Raw genomic sequence first — 19,402 nt, forward strand, 5'->3', positions numbered from 1 at the left:
AACTTAGCCGCAGCCCACAGATGCGCCCCGCCGGTGGCCGGTCCGCGCTCCCTCCCGGAAAAGCAAGTATTCGCCGCCCAAAGACAGGTACTGCTCCCCATTAAACGGGTAGCCGGCCTCGTAGCCTGACGTGCTCCGAGGCCACCATCCTCAAAAGTAGCCGCTTGTCGAATGCAACGACACAGTGCGGCGTGGTGACCAAGGAGGGTGAGTCCAATGCCGTTTCCCCGGCTTCGTCGATTGTCCCGGCTATTCCTCGCTGCAGCTGCAGTTGCAGCGCTGGCGGGGAGCACGTCGGCGGCCCCCCGCGCCTTTGCGGATTCCGGATGCCCGGCTGGCTCTGCAATGCACATCGTTGCCCACCAGGACGACGACCTGCTGTTCCAGAGCCCCGCGCTCATCGCGGCGATCCGCGGCGGAATGTGCGTACGCACCGTTTACGTCACGGCCGGAGACGCGAACGAACCGGCCACATATTGGGCATCGCGAGAGAGTGGAGTCAAAGCGGCGTACGCGCAGCTCGCCGGCGTCGCCAACACCTGGACGACGGCAGATGCCGGCATTGCCGGCCACCCGATTCCGGTTGCGACGCTCGACGGTGCGACGAATATCTCGTTGGCATTCATGCGGCTGCCTGACGGGTTCCCAACTGGAGGAGGCGCATCAAATAGCGGATACCAGAGCCTCCAGAAACTGTACGGCGGCGTCATCAACTCGATGACCGCAGTCAACGGCTCCTCCTCTTACACTCTCTCGACGCTTCAGGGCACTTTGCTGGCGTTGATGAACAGCTACCAACCGAACCAGATCGCCACACTGGACTTCGCCGGTAGCTACGGCGACGGGGACCACAGCGACCACCACACCGTCGCCTACCTCGTGCTGGCCGCTCAGCAGCAGTACAGCCTGCCTCACACGGTCACCGGATATGAGGGATACGGTATCGCCCAACGCCCGTCGAACGTGTTCGATCCCGACCTGACGACCAAGACTAATGCCTTCCTGACCTACGCCCAGTACGACTACAGGACGTGCAACACTGCCGACGCGTGTGCCGCCGGTGCGATGGGCGCCCGGTTCTCGCGGTCATACACCGTACCCTTGCCTGCCATGACGCCAAATGGCGCCACCAGCTCCACCGGCCCCAACGCAACTGGCACGAACATCGCTGCGTCGGCGACGGTCACCGCCAGTTCCCAGAACTCCACTACCGGCCAGGCGGCCAGTAAGGTCATCGACGGCGTCATCGCCGGCTACCCCACCGACTCAACCCGGGAGTGGGCCACCGCCGGCGGCCAAGCCGGAAGCTACCTCAACCTTGCTTTTCCCGCCGCGGTGAACCTGAGCCGCATCGTGCTCTACGACCGGCCCAATACCGCCGACCAGATCACTGCCGCGACACTCACCTTCTCCGACGGCACCACAGTGCCGGTGCCTTCCCTGGACAACGCCGGCAAGGCGACCTCAATCAGCTTCACCAGCCGCTCCACCACCAGCTTGCGGCTGACAGTCACCACCGTCAGCGGCACCACCAGAAACGTCGGACTCGCCGAATTCCAGGCCTACACGAGCACCAACATCGCTGCGTCGGCGATGGTCGTCGCCAGTTCCCAGAACTCCGCCACCGGGCAGACCGCCGTGAAGGTCATCGACGGCGTCATCGCTGGCTACCCCACCGACTCAACCCGGGAGTGGGCCACCGCCGGCGGCAAAGCTGGAAGCTACCTCAACCTTGCCTTTCCCGCCGCGGTGAACCTGAGCCGCATTGTGCTCTACGACCGGCCCAATACCGCCGACCAGATCACTGCCGCGACACTCACCTTCTCCGACGGCACCACAGTGCCGGTGCCTTCCCTGGACAACGCTGGCAAAGCGACCACAATCACCTTCTCCGGTCGCTCCACCACCAGCTTGCGGCTGACAGTCACCACCGTCAGCGGCACCACCAGTAACGTCGGACTCGCCGAACTCCAGGCCTACGGGGATTGATATCTGGCGTCCCGAGATGACCCGGTCGCCTCCGCACAGAAGTGCCGCCGTCGAGCTCGACGGCGGCACTTCTAAATTCGGGTCCGGCTGCGGCCGGACGGTCAGGTCAGGCCTGGCCAGGTCAGGACAGCTCAGTCCAGGTCAGGACAGCTTGGCCGGCAGCGTCTTGGGCTTGAAGGCGGGCCTCGTGGCCTCGTACGCGGTGATGTCTTCCTCATGCTTGAGGGTCAGGCCGATGTCGTCCAGGCCTTCGAGCAGCCGCCAGCGGGTGTAGTCGTCGATCTCGAAGGGTGCCACGATGTTGCCGCACTGCACGGTCTTGGAGACGAGGTCCACGGTGACCGCGGTGCCGGGCGCGTTTTCCAGCTCTTTCCAGATGAGTTCAATGTCGGCCTGAGCCAATTCAGCGGCCAGCAGTCCCTGTTTCCCGGAGTTGCCGCGGAAGATGTCCGCAAAGCGCGAGGAGAGGACAGTCTTGAAGCCGTAGTCCTTGAGCGCCCAGACGGCGTGTTCCCGGGATGAACCGGTCCCGAAATCGGGTCCGGCCACCAGGACGGAACCTACGTCAAAGGGCGGCTGGTTCAGGATGAAGGCCGGGTCCTTGCGCCAGGCGGCGAAAAGGGCGTCCTCGAAGCCGGTGCGGGTGATGCGCTTGAGGTAGACAGCGGGGATGATCTGGTCCGTGTCGACGTTGCTCTGGCGCAGCGGTACGCCGATTCCGGTGTGGGTGGTGAACTTTTCCATGGCGGATCCTTTTTCGGCTGTGTGGATCGGGGCTGTCGGCAGCTACGCTGCGTCGATGCGGACGGCAGCGGGCTCCGGGGCGGGGTCCAGGTCCGACGGCGAGCTCAGCGTGCCGCGGATGGCCGTGGCTGCGGCCACCACCGGGGAGACGAGGTGGGTGCGTCCGCCTTTGCCCTGGCGGCCCTCGAAGTTGCGGTTGGACGTGGAGGCGCAGCGCTCCCCCGGTTCCAGCTGGTCCGGGTTCATGCCCAGGCACATGGAGCAGCCGGCGAAGCGCCATTCGGCGCCGAAGTCCTTGAACACCCGGTCCAGGCCCTCGGCCTCGGCCTCGAGGCGCACACGGGCGGAGCCGGGCACCACGAGCATCCGGACGTTGGGGTCCTTGGTGCGGCCGCGGACAATGTCCGCCGCGGCCCGCAGGTCTTCCATCCGGGAGTTGGTGCAGGAGCCCAGGAAGACCGTGTCCACCCGGATGTCCTTCATCGGGGTGCCGGCTTCCAGGCCCATGTACTGCAGCGCACGTTCCGCGGCGGCCTTGGCGTTCTCGTCGCCGAAGTCCTCGGGCGAGGGCACCTTGGCGGAGAGGGAGACGCCCTGGCCGGGGTTGGTTCCCCAGGTCACGAACGGTTCCAGGGTGTCGGCGTCGAGGTCCACTTCGACGTCGAACGTGGCGTCGTCGTCAGTGCGCAGGGTGTCCCAGTACTCGACGGCGTCGTCCCATTCGGCGCCCTGGGGCGCGTGCGGGCGGCCGTACATGTAGTCGTAGGTCGTCTGGTCCGGGGCAACGAGTCCGGCGCGGGCTCCGGCCTCGATGGACATGTTGCAGATGGTCATCCGGGCTTCCATGGACAGCGCCCGGATCGCGGAGCCGCGGTATTCGAGCACGTAGCCCTGGCCTCCGCCGGTGCCGATCTTGGCGATGACGGCCAGGATGATGTCCTTGGCGGAAACACCCGGGCGCAGGGTGCCCACGACGTTGATGGCCATGGTCTTGAACGGCTTCAAGGACAGCGTCTGGGTGGCCATGACGTGCTCGACTTCGGAGGTGCCGATGCCCATGGCCAGCGCGCCGAACGCGCCGTGCGTGGAGGTGTGCGAGTCGCCGCAGACCACCGTCATGCCCGGCTGGGTCAGGCCCAGCTGCGGGCCCACCACGTGGACGATTCCCTGCTCGGCGTCGCCGAGGGAGTGCAGGCGGACGCCGAACTCCCGGCAGTTGTTGCGCAGCGTCTGGATCTGGGTCCGGCTGGTGAGGTCGGCGATAGGCTTGTCGATGTCCAGCGTGGGAGTGTTGTGGTCCTCGGTGGCGATGGTGAGGTCAGGCCGCCGCAGCGGGCGTCCGGCCAGGCGCAGGCCCTCAAAGGCCTGCGGTGAAGTCACCTCGTGCACCAGGTGGAGGTCAATGAAGAGAAGGTCAGGCTGGGCGTTGGCTCCTTCGCCGTCGCCTTTGCGCACCACATGCGCGTCCCAGACTTTCTCGGCCAGTGTCTTTGCCACGGCCTTCTCCCTTCACTGCAATGTTCGTTGATACCGACTTAATATGTCCACTGAATCAGCAGTCCACTGTGCGGCGCCAGCGCGTTGACTTGCATCTCAGATAATGAGACGGCAATATCATTACATGGACAATTCTAGTGGAGTCGGTGTCATCGATAAAGCGGCCCATGTGCTTGACGCACTTGAGGCCGGCCCCACCACCCTGGCGCAGCTTGTAGCCGCCACGGGGCTGGCGCGGCCAACCGTGCACAGGCTTGCATTGGCGCTGGTTCACCACCGCCTCGTGAGCCGCGATATCCAGGGCAGGTTTGTCCTTGGCAGCCGCCTCGTGGAGCTCGCCTCCGCCGCCGGCGAGGACCGGCTGATCGCCTCGGCCGGGCCGGTCCTGATGCAGCTGCGTGACGCCACCGGGGAGAGCGCCCAGATCTTCCGCCGGCAGGGCGACTGGCGCGTTTGCGTCGCCTCCGCCGAGCGTCCGATCGGCCTGCGCGACACGATTCCCGTCGGCACGCAGCTTTCCATGAAGGCCGGTTCCGCGGCCCAGGTGCTGCTCGCCTGGGAGGACCACGACCGTCTCCTGGAAGGCCTGCAGGCCGCCCGCTTCACCCCCACCGTCCTGGCCGGAGTCCGACGCCGGGGCTGGGGACAGAGCCTCGGCGAACGCGAGCCCGGGGTCGCCTCCGTTTCGGCACCGGTCCGCGGTCCGTCCGGCCGTGTGATTGCCGCCGTCTCTATTTCCGGACCCATCGAGCGCCTGACCCGCCAGCCCGGACGTCTGCACGCCGAAGTGGTCTGCAACGCCGCCCGTGTCCTCACCGAAGCGCTGCGCAAGACGAACGACTGACAGCATAGGCTGTGCGCATGAACAGCTATGCGGTGTTCCTGCGCGGCATCAACGTGGGCGGGATCAACATTAGGATGGCCGACCTCAAGGAAGCCTTGAAGGCACGGCCCTTTTCCGGTGTGAAGACACTCCTCGCCAGCGGCAACGTGGTACTTGCCAGCGAACTGCCGCCGGCCAAGGTCAAGGCCGAGTTCGAGGCCTGCCTCCGCGAGGCGTTCGGCTATGACGCCTGGGTGGTAGTGCTGGAGGCAGCCCGCGTGGCGGAGCTGGTGGCGGCGTGTCCCTACCCCGCGGACGATGCCTCCACCCATACCTACCTCACGCTGGCCTCGGATCCGGACATGCTGACGGAGCTCTACGACGCCGGAACAGGCCTGGACGGTGCCGAGCTGACGCGCCTGGGCCCGGAGGCCATGGCCTGGCTGGCTCCTGCGGGCGGCACCCTGGACAGTCCGTTCAGCAAGCTGTCCGCGAAGCCGAAGTACAAGGCCACCACCACCACCAGGAACCTGCGCACCATGGTCAAGGTCCGCGACGCCGCAGCGGGCCTCTGACGGAAGCCGCACGATCATAGGTTTCTCAAGGCTCACCGGTTCACAATGGCCGAGGAAACGTTGTAACCCGGGTGAAAGACGGCTCGTCATGTCCGTGACACGTAGAAGTGCCATTATTGTCGGGGGTCTCGGACTAGCTGCCGCCCCGCAGGGTATCCAGGGCGCCTCGGGTCACTCCGGCGCGGCGCTGGATCCCCCGTCCGGCCACGGCGGAGTTTTCATCAACGCCCGCGATTACGGCGTGACCGGCAACGGAACGACTGATGACCGGGCTGCATTGCTGGCAGCGGCGAACGCGGCGGTGGCCCTCGGCTACCCGCTGACCATTCCTTCCACCTTCACCATGATCCTCGGCGCCGCGCTGGTCCTCCCCGCGGGGCTTTGCCTGCACACCAACGGCGCGAAGTTCCGGGCCCGCGCCCGGACCGGCCGCACCCCGCAAATCCGGATCGGCTCAAATACCACCGTCACCGGGGGCATCTACATCACCACGCTGGGCGGCCCCAGCGGCTCTGGCCTGTCCATCCAGGATGCAACGAACGTCCGGATCGACGTGGTGGACGTCGAATCGAGCACCCCGGGGCAGGGCAGCGGGAACGTCCGGGACAATGGGCTGAACATCAACGGCTCCAGCTATATCACCATTGACCGGGCGCGGATCAAGAACTTCGACTACGCGGTGTTCGCCGAGACCGTTCCGAACCTGACGATCAACTGGCTCGAAATCGAAAGGTACGTCCGCGGCGCGGACTTCCGCGACGTATCGCACCTCCGCCTCAACGGAGGCTGGATCCGAGGCGCCTCCCCGAACTCGACCTACACGCCCGGACACAACGGGATCCTGCTGGAATCGAACAACCCGGCCGAGGACCTCCGCATTGACAACGTCGCCGTGCACGACGCCGGCGAGCACGGTTTCCGGATCTCCGGCCCGGCCCAGATCAGGAACCTCTGGATCAACAACTGCTCCGCCATCAACTGCACCGGCACCGGGTTCAAGGTTCTCGGCAGCCTTCGCGCCTTGAGCGTCTTCAACGAGAACCTGTTCCTGGTGAACTGCCTCGCGGAAGACTGTGGCCTCGTGAACCGGAACACGTGCGGGTTCCTGATCCAGATGGCCAACTACGTCAAGATCGTCAGCCCCATCGTCCGCAACCGGAACAAAGCAAGTTCGGGGTACTCCGGTATCCGCATCGGCGGTGTGACGCACCTGCAGATCACCGATCCGGACATTAGAAAAGCCAACAACTACGGCATTTTCATCGATTCCGAGCTGGGCAACGTATCCGATGTGAAGATCAATGGCGCGAACATCGACCAGGCGACAGGGTGGGCGATCTACCTCTCCAACGGTCAGTCCGGCGGGGCCGCGAACAACTTCAACAATCTCGAGATCGACGCCACAATCAACATCACGGACGGCAATGCCGGCGGATTCTACGCCGGCAAAGGCGCCTACGCCGTCGAGGGCTCCTGGACGGGATTCAACCGGGTAGCCCTCCGGTTCCAGGATTCGGTGGTCCAGACCGTGTCGGCGTCGGCCTCGTCCCGGCAGTTCCACGCCGACATCATCGGAAAGAAGAACACGACCGCGGTGTTCAAGAACGGTTCACGCTGGACGGACACGACCACCGGTAACTGCCTGCTCGTCAGGGCCGGTGCCTGGGTGACGGCCTAGCACCGCCCCTGCGTTTGGCCCGTCCTAACGCGCCGCCGCCTGCAGCGCTTTCCGGAACGAACGCAGCCGGCCGACCTCGGCGTCCACCGGCTCCACCACGAGCTTCCCCGCGACGGTCTCCACGGAAGACTTGAGCCGTTTCCGGGCAGCCGCCCCGCGCGCCCGGGCGGCTGCGCCCGCAATGAACTTGCCGGCGATCGCCAGGACGATCCCCAGCAGCGCTCCCCCGGCGATCATGACCGTGGGGACCGGCCAGCCTTCCACGAGGGGTGCGTCCGGGACCGGCAGCTGCAGATACCCCAGGGCGGCCAGGACACCCAGCCAGGCGAACCCGCCGAGAGCGGTCAGCAAGGCCAGCCACTGGATGACGTTGAAGACCGTCCACCACCAGGACTTCCGGCCCGCCTTGAGGTCCGTGGACGCGATCGCCTGGTCCAGGGCGTCCGGCAGCTGTTCCCGGCCCTCGCGGGCCGCACCGCGGATGACCGCACGCCAGGGTCCCGGGACGCCGTCGGACGCCGCGTCCGCGAACTCACGGACGGCGGCATCGGTGCGCGCCCGCTCCGGGGCGCCCGCAGGCGGCAGCGAGGTCCGGTTCAGCTCCGGCTTGGCGCCGTCACGGCGGAGGTTCAGCCGCCTCAGGGGGTCCGGCCGGAACCGGACCAGCCAGCGCGTGACCGGCCAGCCGGTGCGGCGCGTTGCTTCCTGCCGGTAGGAACGGACCACGGCATCCACCACGAGCGGGACATTGGCGGCGACAGCCAGCTCCTCGGCCAGCCTGGCCCGGGAGGCCGCCTTCACCCCGGCCGGTTCCCCCTCGCCCGAGGCGTCCGCGAGCCGGGCCGAGACCCGGGTGACGTCCGCGGCCAGGCGCTGCGAAAGGGCCTGGCGCTGCATGGCCGCCTGGCGGATGGCAGCCCTGACCTTGTCCACGCCGGTGCCCACCACAGCCGAGGCTCCCAGGACCTGGACCTTGCCCAGGCCGTCGCGCGCGAGGATGCCGTGCAGGGATTCCAGCACCGGCCGCACATCGTGGTCCGGCAATCGGTCCACCTGGTTAAGCACCACGAGGGTGACTGCCCCGTGGGAGGCCAGGGGCACCAGGAAATCATTGTGCACCGCGGCATCGGCGTACTTTTGCGGATCGAGGACCCAGACGAGCACGTCGACGAGTCCGACCATCCGTTGCACGATCTCCCGGTTGGCTGCCCGCGTCGAGTCGAAGTCCGGCAGGTCCAGCAGGATCAGGCCCGTGCTTTCGTCGGCGAAGCCCGGCACGGGGGCGGCATGGTGCCGCTTACGGACCTCGAGCCAGTCGAGCAGGGGCTCGCTGCCTTCGGCGCCCCAGATGCCGGCGAGCGGTTCCGAGGTGGTGGGGCGCCGGGCCGCCGCCGTCGCGATCTCCGCGCCGCTGACGGCGTTGAAGAGGGAGGATTTTCCGCTGCCGGTCGCGCCGAAAAAGCCCACCACTGTGTGCTCGGCCGAGAGCGACCGCCGCGAGCTGGCACGGTCGATCACGCCGAGGGCCTCCTGGAGGACGTCCTCCGGGAGCGCGCCCGCGGCCAGCCCGCGTGCCTCGTCCAGGGCTTCGAGCCGGCGGCGCAGCTGGGAAGCTTCGCGGGCGGCGCCGTGGCGGCTCATGCTGCGGCCGCCAGGCGGCGGAGCGCGGCGGCGTGACCTGCGAGGACATCCGGCGTAGCACCCCCGGAGGCGTGCAGCCGGGAGAGGAAGCGTTCCTGTTCGGCCTGGAGCAGCTTCTGGCAGCGGGCGTGCAGGTCCTCGCGGGCGGTTTTGGCGAGCCGGCGGACGGCGTCCTCGCCGAACACCGCTTCCAGCAGCCGCTGCCCGACGACGGCGGTGCCGCCGGCGACGCCGATCTCGAGTCCCGTCAGCCCGGCGGTCATCGAAAAAACGACGATCATGAGGGCTGCCCCGAGGCCGTTGACGCCGAAGGACAACCAGCGGGCCTGGGTGCGTTTGCCCTGGCCCTCTGTCCGGATGAGCTCCATGAGGCTCCCCTGCCACGCCCGGATCTCGGCTGCCACTGTCTCGGGAAAACCGTCCGAAGTCCCGGAGAGGTCGTCACTTCCCAGCAGTTGGCGGCCGGCGGGGTCGGAACGCCAGCGCTGGTCTGTGTCTTCCGCGGCGTTGGCGGCTTCATCGATGATGACCGACTGAAGCCCGGATTCGATTGCTGTCTCCACTCTGACCGCCGGGGCCGGCTCACCGCGGAAGAAGGCGCCCATCCGGTCCCGGAACCTGCCGATGTTCTGCTCCATGACCCGGAAGAACTCACCCGTGCCGACGAAGTCCTGCCAGCGGGCCAGGACTTCGCCGCGCAGCAGGGCGCCGTCGCGGGTCGCTTCGAGGATCCGTGCCACAGCATCCTGGTAGGCGGCGCGGGCGTCTCCGGCGAGGACCTGCGCCGCATGCTGCTGCTCCCCGGCGGATTGTGCCACGGCCTCTACCCGGGCACCGAGCTCCTTCACGGTTCCGTTGAGGGTCCGCCGTGCGATGCCGGCCCGGCCCGCGGCGTCCGCCGCCAGGTCTTCGAGCCAGGACCGGATCGGGGCCAGGGCGTCGGCCGGCAGCATCCCCATCGCGTCCAGCACCAGCTCGGGCACCACAAACAGCCGTGCTTCGCCGAGTCCCTCCCTGCTGAGCATGGCCTGCAGGTCGGCCCGGACCTCGGCTTCGGCGGCGGGCGGCACCCGGTCCAGGACCACAGCCACCATGATGTCCCGCGAAGCGGCGCCGAGCAGCAGCCGCCAGGGGACGGCGTCGGCGTAGCGGTTGGCGGTGGTGACGAACACCCACAGGTCGGCGGCGGCGAGCAGCTGGCCCGCCAGCTTGCGGTTGTCATCCGAGATGGAGTCGACGTCGGGGGCGTCCAGCAACGCAACCCCGCGGGGCACCGCGCCGTCGGAGACCAGCACGAGGGAGGAGACCGCCGCCGCATCCGGCGTGGGTCCGGCCTGGCTGGCCGGCAACGGGCCGCTGACGAGCGTGCCGCGGATCCGGTTGAGGCTGGGCAGGACACGCTGGTCCTCGAACCAGGCGGCATCCGAGGGGTGGTGCAGCAGGATCGGCTGGCGCGTCGTGGGCCGGATAGCCCCGGCGCGGGTGACGGCGTGCCCCACCAGCCCGTTCACGAGGGTGGACTTCCCGGCGCCGGTGGAGCCGCCCACCACGGCGAGCAGGGGTGCCTCGAGGCTGCGGTAGCGGGGCAGGATGTAGTCATCCAGCTGGGCCAGGGAGTTGCGGATGTCCTGCCGGGCCCGCTCGGCATCCGGCAGGGCCAGGGGCAGGGCTGTTGCGGCCAGCGCGGCGCGGACTGCTTCCAGCAGTTCGATGGCGGCGGCTGCCCGCGGTGCCGGGGTCCCGGCTGTGCCGGGAGATTCGTCGGAGGTCACAGCATCATCATGCCAGTTCAGCTCCGGTGTCTGGGCGTACAACAGAAGCGGCCCCGGGCTGATGCCCGGGACCGCTCCATTCTGTGACCCCAGCGGGATTCGAACCCGCGTTACCGCCGTGAGAGGGCAGCGTACTAGGCCGCTATACGATGGGGCCGCGTACTCTCCAGAACAGCATTCCTGCCGTCCGCGCTCAGTGATTATTTCATACACTCAGCAAGCGTTTCAAATCGATTCAACCGTTTTGAAACCCCTGATTCACCGCTGAATTCCGCGGAATTTATCAGAGCTGGGATACCAGGACTCGAACCTAGAATGACGGTACCAGAAACCGTAGTGTTGCCAATTACACCATATCCCAATGGAACTTTCGGGCCGGTTCCGCAGGTTCAAACCCGCGCTCCCAGCGCCTCAGCACGAGTAATTACTTTACCCGAGAGTTTTCACATCCACAAATCGACGTCGCCGCCGCCGCCCGAAAGTGTCCGACGTCACGCGGGCGGCAGCAGCTCAAGCAGCTCCAGCAGGGAGCCGACCTCGCGGCCGGTGAAACCCGGGGCCGGCTCCCCGCCGCGGTTCAGCCAGACCCCCAGCAGGCCCGCCGCCGTCGAACCTTCCGCGTCGAGCAGCCGGTTGTCCCCGACATAGAGGGTTTCGCCCGCACCGGTTCCGAGGCGGCGGACTCCCTCAAGGTAGATGGCAGGGTCCGGCTTGGGGACACCGATCGTGTCCGTGCCGACCAGCACGCCGATGCGTTCCAGCCCGGCGGCGTCCAGCTTGACCCGCTGGTAGTCGTGGACGTTGTTGCTGACGGCGCCATAGGGGATGCCGGCCGCGTCCAGGGCGTCGAGCAGCGGCGTGACGTCGTCGAAGGCCCGGATGTAGCCATGCTGGCGGCTCGCGTACGAACTGACCCAGTGCTGGGCCTGCTCGCCCTCTTCCAGTTCGACGCCGAAGTGCCCCAGGGCCGCCCGGCCGCGCAGCAGGCGCTGTTCGTTGAAGCTCAGCTCGCCGGTCAGGTAGCGGTCATAGTAATGCGTGGTTTCGCGGGTGAAGATCCGCCCGAACTTCTCCCACCCGGCCTGGTCCAGGCCGGGCAGGAGATGCTCGCTGGCGTCACGCACCGCTGCGGTCATCGCGAATTCCAGGTCCACCAGGGTGTCGTCGATGTCGAACAGGACACCGCGGATGACCCCCCGGCCGTTTGCCAGGAGCCCGCTCGCGGCCTGCGGTGCGCCCATCATCAGCCGCGGAACGCCCGGAGCCGGGCCAGGGACGAATCCTTGCCCAGGATCACCATGGATTCGAACAGCGGCGGGGAGATGCGGCGGCCGGAGATGGCCGTGCGCACGGGTCCGAAGGCCAGACGGGGCTTGACGCCGAGTCCCTCCACGAGAGCCTCCTTCAGGGCGGCCTGGATGTTTTCCGCGTTCCACCCGGTGACCGGCTCAAGGGCCGCGAGGGCCGCGTCCAGGACCTCGGCCAGGTTCTCCGGGAGTCCCTTGCGGGCGTCGTCCGCGACGTCGATCGCGTCGTCGTTCTTGAAGAGGAACGCGAGCATCTCGGGTGCTTCGCCTAGCAGTGCGATCCGTTCCTGGATCAGCGGCGCCGCTTCGGCGAGGATCTCTTCCTGGCGGGCGGTGAGGTTCTCGCCGACCAGGCCGGCCGTGCGCAGGTACGGGACCAGCCGGACCCGGAAATCCTCGGGCTCGAGCATCCGGATGTGGGTGCCGTTGATCGCTTCGGCCTTCTTGATGTCGAAGCGGGCGGGGTTGGCAAGCACGTCGTTGACGTCGAAGTGCTCGATCAGCTGCTCCACGGTGAAGATGTCCTCATCGGCGGAGAGGCTCCAGCCGAGCAGCGAGAGGTAGTTCAGCAGGCCCTCGGGGATGAAGCCGCGGTCGCGGAGCAGGAACAGGTTGGACTGCGGGTCGCGCTTGGAGAGCTTCTTGTTGCCGTCGCCCATGACGTACGGCAGGTGGCCGAAGACGGGCATGTAGCTGGCGACGCCGATGTCCATCAGTGCGCGGATCAGGACCACCTGGCGCGGGGTGGAGGAGAGCAGGTCCTCGCCGCGGAGCACGTGGGTGATGCCCATGAGGGCGTCGTCGACCGGGTTGACCAGGGTGTACAGCGGGGAACCGTCTGCACGGACGATCACGTAGTCGGGAATGCTGCCGGCCTTGAAGGTGATCTCGCCGCGGACCATGTCGGTGAAGGTGACGTCCGAGTCCGGCATCCGCACGCGGAGCACGGGCTTGCGGCCCTCGGCCTGGAACGCGGCGAGCTGCTCCGCGGAGAGCTCGCGGTCGAAGTTGTCGTAGCCGAGCTTGGGGTCGCGTCCGGCGGCGCGGTGGCGGGCCTCGACTTCCTCCGGCGAGGAGAAGCACTCGTAGGCGTAGCCGGCGTCGATGAGTTTCGCCACAACGTCCTTGTACAGGTCCAGGCGCTGCGACTGGCGGTACGGCTCGTGCGGGCCGCCGACTTCCACGCCTTCCTCCCAGGAGATGCCAAGCCATTTGAGGGCTTCGAGCAGCTGCTGGTAGCTCTCCTCCGAGTCGCGCGCCGCGTCTGTGTCCTCGATGCGGAACACGAACGTGCCCTTGGTGTGGCGGGCGTGGGCCCAGTTGAAGAGGGCCGTGCGGATAAGGCCGACGTGCGGGGTGCCGGTCGGTGACGGGCAGAACCGGACACGGACGGGAGTGTCGGCGGTGACATCACCAGTGGAGGCAGCAAGCGGGGCGGAGCTGGAGGCGGCGTCGGGCGCAGTAGGAGTAGTCATAGTGACACCAACTTTACCGCCTGCCCGGCGTGCCCTACCGGCGCCCGGCGGGGCGTCCCCTCCGCGGGCCGCGCAGCGCCCGTACGAGGTAATACCCGGCCAGGGCCAGACCTATCCCGGCGAACAGGAGGCCGAGCCATGCCGGCCCGTCGAGCCAGTGCACGGCCCGGGCCGCGATCACGAACGTGCCGAGGGAGCCCAGCGCGTACAACAGGAAGGAGCGGCGGTTCCCGGACCGTGCCCGGGCACCGCTCCAGCCGCCGTTGACCATGGCTTGCTCCCCCGCCCTGGCTAGCGGCGGACGACGGGGTTGGAGAGACGGCCGATGCCCTCGATTTCGACCTCGAACCGGTCGCCGGCCTGGACGAGCCCGACGCCGGCCGGAGTCCCGGTCATGATGACGTCGCCGGGCAGCAGGGTGAAGGCCTGCGAGACGATGGAGACGAGCTCGCGGACTCCGCGGATCATCTGGCTCGTGCTGCCGTCCTGGCGGATTTCGCCGTTGAGCCGGCCTTGGATCTGCAGGTCCTCGGTGTCGAGTTCGGTTTCGATCCACGGCCCCAGCGGAGCGGACGTATCGAAGCCCTTGGCCCGGGCCCACTGCAGGTCCGTTTTCTGGACGTCGCGGGCGGTGAGGTCGTTGCCGCAGGTGTAGCCGAAGATGACGTCGTCGACGCGTTCCTCGGGGACGTCCTTGCAGATCCGGCCGATGACGACGCAGAGTTCGGCTTCGAAGGACACTTCGTCGGAGAACTCCGGCAGGATGATCGGATCGTTGGGCCCGATCACCGAGGTGTTCGGCTTCAGGAACAGCAGCGGCTGCTTGGGGACCTCGTTGCCGAGTTCCTGGGCGTGTTCCGCGAAGTTGCGGCCCACACCGATGACCTTGCTGCGCGGAATGATCGGGGCGAGCAGGCGCACGTCCTCCAGTTTGTGCCTGACGGCGGTCCGTTCCACACCGTGGAAGAAGGGGTCACCGTTGATGACAGTGATTTCCTCACTGCCGGGCTCACCTTCAACAATGCCGTAGAGGGGATCAGAATCAGCTACAAACCGGGCGATACGCATGGATCCAAGCGTACCTGCTCACCAGGGCGTGCTTCCGCCGGACCGGAGGTAGTCGAGCTGGGCCGCGACCGAGAGTTCCGCCGCCGGCCGCACGGCAGGATCGACGTCGGCGTACACGGCGTCGGCCACGTCCTCCACCCCGGCCCCGGCGCCGAGATCCGCCAATGCAGAACGGATCTGCGCGAGGCGGTCCTGCCGGTGGTCCCGGTAGGCACGGACGACTTTGTCCAGGGCCGGCAGCATCGGGCCGTGGGCCGGCAGGACGGTGGCCGCACCGAGGGGCTCCAGCCGGTCCAGGGAAGCCAGGTAGTCCGCCAGGGTGCCGTCGGGGTAGTCGAGTACCGTGGTGCCAAGGCCCAGGATAGTGTCTCCCGTCAGCACGGAACCGTGGGCGCCGTCATGCGGGAGATGGAAGCACACCGAATCGGACGTGTGGCCGGGGGTGGCGAGCACCCTGATTTCAACCCCGGCCGCGTGCAGGACCTCGCCGCCCTTCAGGGGGCTGCCGCCGTGGCAGTGGGCGGGGTCGGCCGCCCGCACCGGCGCTCCGGTGATTCCGGCGAACCTGGCCGCGGCGGCGGTGTGGTCGGCGTGCCGGTGCGTGATGAGGATGAGTTCCACCGGACCAGCGTCCGCAAGCTCCTGCAGGTGCTGCCCGTCCAGGGGCCCCGGGTCCACCACGACCGTCGACGCGGACCCGGGGGCAGCGATGACGTAGGAGTTGGTGCCGTGCAGGCTCATCGGCCCGGGATTCGGGGCAAGCCGGAAGCGGGTCAGCTCTGTGCTGCGGACAACGTCGCTGGAGTCTTCGGGAATCACTGTCCCATCTTCCCAGAACGACGCCGGCCCCGCACGAAGGTGCGGGGCCGGCGCCGAACGCTAGTGGAACCGGACGCTGCTAGGCGAGGCGGGTCAGCCAGCCGTGGGTGTCCTCGACGGTTCCGGTCTGGATGCTGAGGAGCTGCTCGCGGATGGCCATGGTGGTCTCCCCCGCCTTTGCGTCCTCGGAGCCGATGAACTCGGTGTTGTCCTTGAGCACGCCGATGGGCGTGATGACGGCGGCGGTGCCGCAGGCGAAGACTTCGGCGATCTCGCCGCTGGCCACACCGTCACGCCATTCGTCGAGGGTGATCTTGCGTTCGGTGACCTCGCGGCCCATGTCCTTGGCCACCTGAATGACGGACATCCGGGTGATGCCCTCCAGGATGGTTCCGCTGAGCGCGGGGGTGACGAGGGAGCCGTCCTTCATCACGAAGAACACGTTCATGCCGCCGAGCTCTTCCACGGCGTTGTCATTGAACTGGTCCAGGAAGAGGACCTGCTTGCAGCCGTGGGCCTCCGCCTCCTGCTGCGCGATGAGGGACGCGGCGTAGTTTCCGCCGCATTTCGCGGCGCCTGTTCCACCGCGGCCGGCGCGGGCGTATTCGCGGGAGATCCAGATGGAGACGGGCTTGAGCTCGCCGCCGAAGTAGTTGCCGGCCGGGGACGCAATGACGCGGAAGGACACTTCACGGGCTGCCCGGACGCCGAGGAAAGCCTCGGTGGCGATCATGAACGGGCGCAGGTAGAGCGCCTCGCCGTCGCCGGCGGGAACCCATTCCTTGTCCGCGGAGACGAGTTCGCGGATGGCGCCCAGGAAGAACTCTTCCGGAAGTTCGGGGAGGGCCAGCCGGCGGGCAGACTTGTTGAGCCGTGCGGCGTTCGCTTCGGGCCGGAAGGTCCAGATGGAACCGTCGGCGTGGCGGTAAGCCTTGAGACCCTCGAAGATCTCCTGGCCGTAGTGCAGCACTGCGGCGGACGGGTCCAGCGAGATGGGGCCGTAGGCCTCGACGCGGGCATCGTGCCAGCCGCCTTTGCCCTCGTCGTCGACGCTGTAGTCGACGATCGCGGTGTGGTCGGTGAAATAGTTGCCGAATCCCGGGTTCGCCAGGATGGCTGCACGCTCTTCAGCGGACTTCGGGGTGGCCGAAGGTTGCTGGGTGAATTCGACGCCATGGGCAGTCTGAGTCATGGTTCCTCCACGGTCGGCTGCCTGGTGTGTGAACGTGGTTCATCCTCGGACCACGGCAGCATGTTGGTGATTCGAAACAAGCTTACGCCCGTTGGCCGGGCCCAGGAGCTCGCCTAGAGGGCTGCGGCGATGGCGTCGCCGACGGCGCTTGTGCTGCGGACGGTGCCGCCCCGGCCGGCGACGTCGGCGATGACGGCAACCTCGATCTTCCGCGCCGCGGCGGCGTAGCCGAGGTGGTCCAGGAGCAGGGCGGCGGAGAGGATGGCGGCGGTGGGATCCGCCTTCTGCTGGCCGGCGATGTCCGGGGCGGAACCGTGGACGGGTTCGAACATGGACGGAGCGGTCCGTTCCATGTTGATGTTGCCGGAGGCCGCCAGCCCGATTCCGCCGGTCACCGCGGCGGCGAGGTCGGTGATGATGTCGCCGAAGAGGTTGTCCGTGACGATCACGTCGAAGCGCGCCGGGTCCGTGACCATAAAGATCGTGGCGGCATCGACGTGCAGGTAGTCGTGGGTGACCTCCGGGAATTCCTGGGCGACGGCCTCCACGGTGCGCTTCCAGAGGTGGCCGGCGAAGACAAGGACGTTGTGCTTGTGCACGAGCGTCAGCTTCTTGCGGGGGCGGTCATTGGCGCGGCGGAAGGCGTCCCGGACCACACGCTCCACACCATGCGCGGTGTTGAGCGAGACCTCGGTGGCGACCTCGTGGGGCGTGCCGGCGCGCAGCACGCCGCCGTTGCCGACGTAGGGGCCTTCGGTGCCTTCGCGGACCACGATGAAGTCGATGTTCCCGGGGTTGGCGAGCGGGCTGCCGACGCCCGGGTACAGGCGGGAGGGCCGCAGGTTGACGAAGTGGTCCAGGCTGAAGCGCAGCTTCAGGAGCAGTTCCCGTTCGATGATGCCGGAGGGAATCCTGGTGTCGCCGGGGGCCGCCCCGACGGCGCCGAAGAGGATGGCGTCGCGGGTGCGGAGATCGGCGAGGGTCTTGTCCGGCAGCGTCTCCCCCGTTTCGAGCCAGTGCTGGGCACCGAGCTTGTAGTGGGTCTGCTGCAGCACGATCCCCTCGGCCGCGGCAGCCTTCGCCAGAACCTTCAAGGCTTCGGCCGTGACTTCGGGCCCGATGCCGTCGCCGGGAATAACGGCCAGATCAATCGTGGATGCGCTCATGTTTTCAGCGTAGCCAAGTCATCCACATGCTGGTCAAGTCGTCTCAGTATCCGAACAGCCCACCCGGGGTGCGGGCGGGCAGGCGTCGGAGTGGCCTAAGCCTCGGTGGGTTCCTCGTACTTAGGGAAGACCGGGGCCGGCGCGGGCAGGGCCGTCCCCGCGACAATCGGTTCCGGCAGCGCGGTGAACCGGCGGGCGTCGCCCTCGGGCTGGCCGAGGGTTTCCAGGATCGCCGCCGCCGCCGCCGGCATCACCGGCTGGGCGAGGATCGCGACGATCCGGAGCACCTCGAGGGTGACATAGAGGACCGTGTTCATGCGCTCGACGTCGGTCTTCCGCAGCACCCACGGCGCCTGCTCGGCGAAGTAGGCGTTGGTGTCACCCAGGACGCCCCAGATCGCTTCGAGGGCGCGGCTGAACTCCTGCTTCTCGAACGCGGAACGGGAGATGTCCAGGAGCCCGTTGGCCTGGCCCAGCAGCGCGGCGTCCTCGGCGGTGAACCCGGCCGGCGCCGGGACGCGGCCCTCGCAGTTCTTGGCCACCATGGACAGCGAACGCTGGGCCAGGTTGCCGAAGTTGTTGGCGAGGTCGGCGTTCATCCGGCCCACGATCGCGTCGTGGCTGTAGGAACCGTCCGCGCCGAAGGGGACCTCGCGGAGCAGGAAGAAACGGACCTGGTCCAGGCCGTACTGGGCAACCCAGTCGGCGGGCGCCACAACGTTGCCCAGCGACTTGGACATCTTGACGCCCTGGTTGTGCAGGAAGCCGTGGATCATGACGCGCTTGGGCAGTTCCAGCCCGGCGGACATCAGGAAGGCGGGCCAGTAGACCGCGTGGAAGCGGGAGATGTCCTTGCCGATCACATGGACGTCGGCCGGCCAGTACTTCTTGAATGCCTCGGACGCGGTGTCAGGGAAGCCGACGCCGGTCAGGTAGTTGGTCAGTGCATCGACCCAGACGTACATGACGTGGTCCGGGTTGCCGGGGACCGGGACACCCCATTTGAACGAGGTGCGGCTGATGGACAGGTCCTCCAGGCCGCCCTTGACGAAGCTGACGACCTCGTTGAAGCGGTTGTGCGGCGCGCCGAAGCCGGGGTGGTCCGCGTAGAGGGCAAGCAGCCTGTCCTGGTAGGAGGCGAGCTTGAAGAAATAGCTCTCCTCTTCGGTCCAGGTCACTTCGGTGCCGGTTTCGCTCGCGTAGCGCAGGCCGTCGGCCTGCACTTCGGTCTCGTCCTCCACGAAGTAGCGTTCGTCCCGGACGGAGTACCAGCCGGCGTACTTGGACAGGTAGATGTCGCCGTTGGCTTCCATCCGCTCCCAGAGGGCCTTGGCCGCCTCGTAATGGTCCTGGTCCGTGGTGCGGATGAAACGGCTCAGCGAAATGCCGAGGTCATCGCTCATCTGGCGGAATGCGGCCGAGTTGCGGTCGGCGAGTTCCTTGACCGGGATGCCTTCCTTCTCCGCCGTCTGCTGCATCTTGAGGCCGTGCTCGTCGGTACCCGTCATGAAGAAGACGTCATAGCCGTCCAGCCGCTTGAAGCGGGCCATGGCGTCCGTAGCGATGACTTCATAGGCGTGGCCGATGTGCGGCACGCCGTTGGGATAACTGATGGCCGTCGTGATGTAGAACGGGGTCTTCTCGGAAGTTGTCACA

The 19,402-nt window shown here is 67.4% G+C and carries 16 protein-coding genes and 2 tRNA genes; 4 read left to right on the top strand and 14 right to left on the bottom strand.

Going from position 1 to position 19,402, the window contains the following annotated elements:
• Positions 1 to 345 precede the first annotated feature (345 nt).
• Positions 346 to 1,989, top strand: a complete 1,644-nt coding sequence (locus ABIB51_RS07880) for a DUF7402 domain-containing protein (RefSeq protein ID WP_354187169.1) — start codon at positions 346 to 348, stop codon at positions 1,987 to 1,989.
• A gap of 141 nt (positions 1,990 to 2,130) precedes the next feature.
• On the opposite strand, the gene leuD is transcribed toward ABIB51_RS07880, so the two are convergent.
• Positions 2,131 to 2,733 (bottom strand): 3-isopropylmalate dehydratase small subunit, encoded by a 603-nt coding sequence (leuD, locus tag ABIB51_RS07885; RefSeq protein WP_354187171.1) that lies wholly within the window; start codon positions 2,731 to 2,733, stop codon positions 2,131 to 2,133.
• 42 nt (positions 2,734 to 2,775) lie between these two features.
• Positions 2,776 to 4,230, bottom strand: coding sequence for a 3-isopropylmalate dehydratase large subunit (gene leuC, locus ABIB51_RS07890; RefSeq protein ID WP_354187173.1), 1,455 nt, complete (start codon positions 4,228 to 4,230; stop codon positions 2,776 to 2,778).
• Between the two features lie 124 nt (positions 4,231 to 4,354).
• Here leuC and ABIB51_RS07895 point away from each other — a divergent pair, with 124 nt between their 5' ends.
• The 3 genes from ABIB51_RS07895 to ABIB51_RS07905 all read left to right on the top strand — a co-directional run bounded on the left by ABIB51_RS07895 (position 4,355) and on the right by ABIB51_RS07905 (position 7,306).
• Positions 4,355 to 5,074, top strand: a complete 720-nt coding sequence (locus tag ABIB51_RS07895) for an IclR family transcriptional regulator (RefSeq protein WP_056426387.1) — start codon at positions 4,355 to 4,357, stop codon at positions 5,072 to 5,074.
• Positions 5,075 to 5,091: 17 nt separating this feature from the next.
• Positions 5,092 to 5,628 (top strand): DUF1697 domain-containing protein, encoded by a 537-nt coding sequence (locus ABIB51_RS07900; protein ID WP_354187175.1) that lies wholly within the window; start codon positions 5,092 to 5,094, stop codon positions 5,626 to 5,628.
• A gap of 88 nt (positions 5,629 to 5,716) precedes the next feature.
• Entirely contained in the window at positions 5,717 to 7,306 is a 1,590-nt protein-coding gene (locus tag ABIB51_RS07905) for a hypothetical protein (RefSeq protein ID WP_354187177.1), read from the top strand.
• Positions 7,307 to 7,330: 24 nt separating this feature from the next.
• On the opposite strand, the gene ABIB51_RS07910 is transcribed toward ABIB51_RS07905, so the two are convergent.
• The 12 genes from ABIB51_RS07910 to metG all read right to left on the bottom strand — a co-directional run bounded on the left by ABIB51_RS07910 (position 7,331) and on the right by metG (position 19,401).
• Positions 7,331 to 8,947, bottom strand: a complete 1,617-nt coding sequence (locus ABIB51_RS07910; RefSeq protein ID WP_354187179.1) for a GTPase — start codon at positions 8,945 to 8,947, stop codon at positions 7,331 to 7,333.
• The gene (locus ABIB51_RS07915) at positions 8,944 to 10,719 is read right to left on the bottom strand and encodes a dynamin family protein (protein ID WP_354187181.1); all 1,776 of its coding nucleotides are present in this window, start codon (positions 10,717 to 10,719) and stop codon (positions 8,944 to 8,946) included. The genes ABIB51_RS07910 and ABIB51_RS07915 overlap by 4 nt, the downstream gene beginning before the upstream one ends.
• 84 nt (positions 10,720 to 10,803) lie before the next feature.
• A tRNA-Glu gene (locus ABIB51_RS07920) sits at positions 10,804 to 10,876 on the bottom strand.
• A 132-nt stretch (positions 10,877 to 11,008) separates the two neighbouring features.
• Positions 11,009 to 11,080: transfer RNA gene (locus ABIB51_RS07925), tRNA-Gln, on the bottom strand.
• A gap of 130 nt (positions 11,081 to 11,210) precedes the next feature.
• Complete coding sequence (locus ABIB51_RS07930; protein ID WP_354187505.1) at positions 11,211 to 11,960, bottom strand: HAD family hydrolase; 750 nt, start codon at positions 11,958 to 11,960, stop codon at positions 11,211 to 11,213.
• A 2-nt stretch (positions 11,961 to 11,962) separates the two neighbouring features.
• The gene (gltX, locus tag ABIB51_RS07935) at positions 11,963 to 13,501 is read right to left on the bottom strand and encodes a glutamate--tRNA ligase (protein WP_354187183.1); all 1,539 of its coding nucleotides are present in this window, start codon (positions 13,499 to 13,501) and stop codon (positions 11,963 to 11,965) included.
• Between the two features lie 34 nt (positions 13,502 to 13,535).
• Complete coding sequence (locus tag ABIB51_RS07940; protein WP_354187185.1) at positions 13,536 to 13,772, bottom strand: hypothetical protein; 237 nt, start codon at positions 13,770 to 13,772, stop codon at positions 13,536 to 13,538.
• A gap of 20 nt (positions 13,773 to 13,792) precedes the next feature.
• Positions 13,793 to 14,569, bottom strand: a complete 777-nt coding sequence (locus ABIB51_RS07945; protein ID WP_354187187.1) for a fumarylacetoacetate hydrolase family protein — start codon at positions 14,567 to 14,569, stop codon at positions 13,793 to 13,795.
• 18 nt (positions 14,570 to 14,587) lie between these two features.
• A complete protein-coding gene (locus tag ABIB51_RS07950; protein WP_354187189.1) occupies positions 14,588 to 15,388 on the bottom strand; it encodes an MBL fold metallo-hydrolase in 801 nt (266 codons plus the stop codon).
• Positions 15,389 to 15,467: 79 nt separating this feature from the next.
• The gene (locus tag ABIB51_RS07955) at positions 15,468 to 16,580 is read right to left on the bottom strand and encodes a branched-chain amino acid aminotransferase (protein WP_354187191.1); all 1,113 of its coding nucleotides are present in this window, start codon (positions 16,578 to 16,580) and stop codon (positions 15,468 to 15,470) included.
• A 113-nt stretch (positions 16,581 to 16,693) separates the two neighbouring features.
• Positions 16,694 to 17,746: a 3-isopropylmalate dehydrogenase gene (locus ABIB51_RS07960; protein ID WP_354187193.1), complete on the bottom strand. Its 1,053-nt coding sequence runs from the start codon at positions 17,744 to 17,746 to the stop codon at positions 16,694 to 16,696.
• 95 nt (positions 17,747 to 17,841) lie between these two features.
• Entirely contained in the window at positions 17,842 to 19,401 is a 1,560-nt protein-coding gene (gene metG / locus ABIB51_RS07965; protein WP_354187195.1) for a methionine--tRNA ligase, read from the bottom strand.
• Position 19,402 lies beyond the last annotated feature (1 nt).

The organism is Arthrobacter sp. UYCu712, assembly GCF_040547005.1.
Classification (GTDB): Bacteria; Actinomycetota; Actinomycetes; order Actinomycetales; family Micrococcaceae; genus Arthrobacter.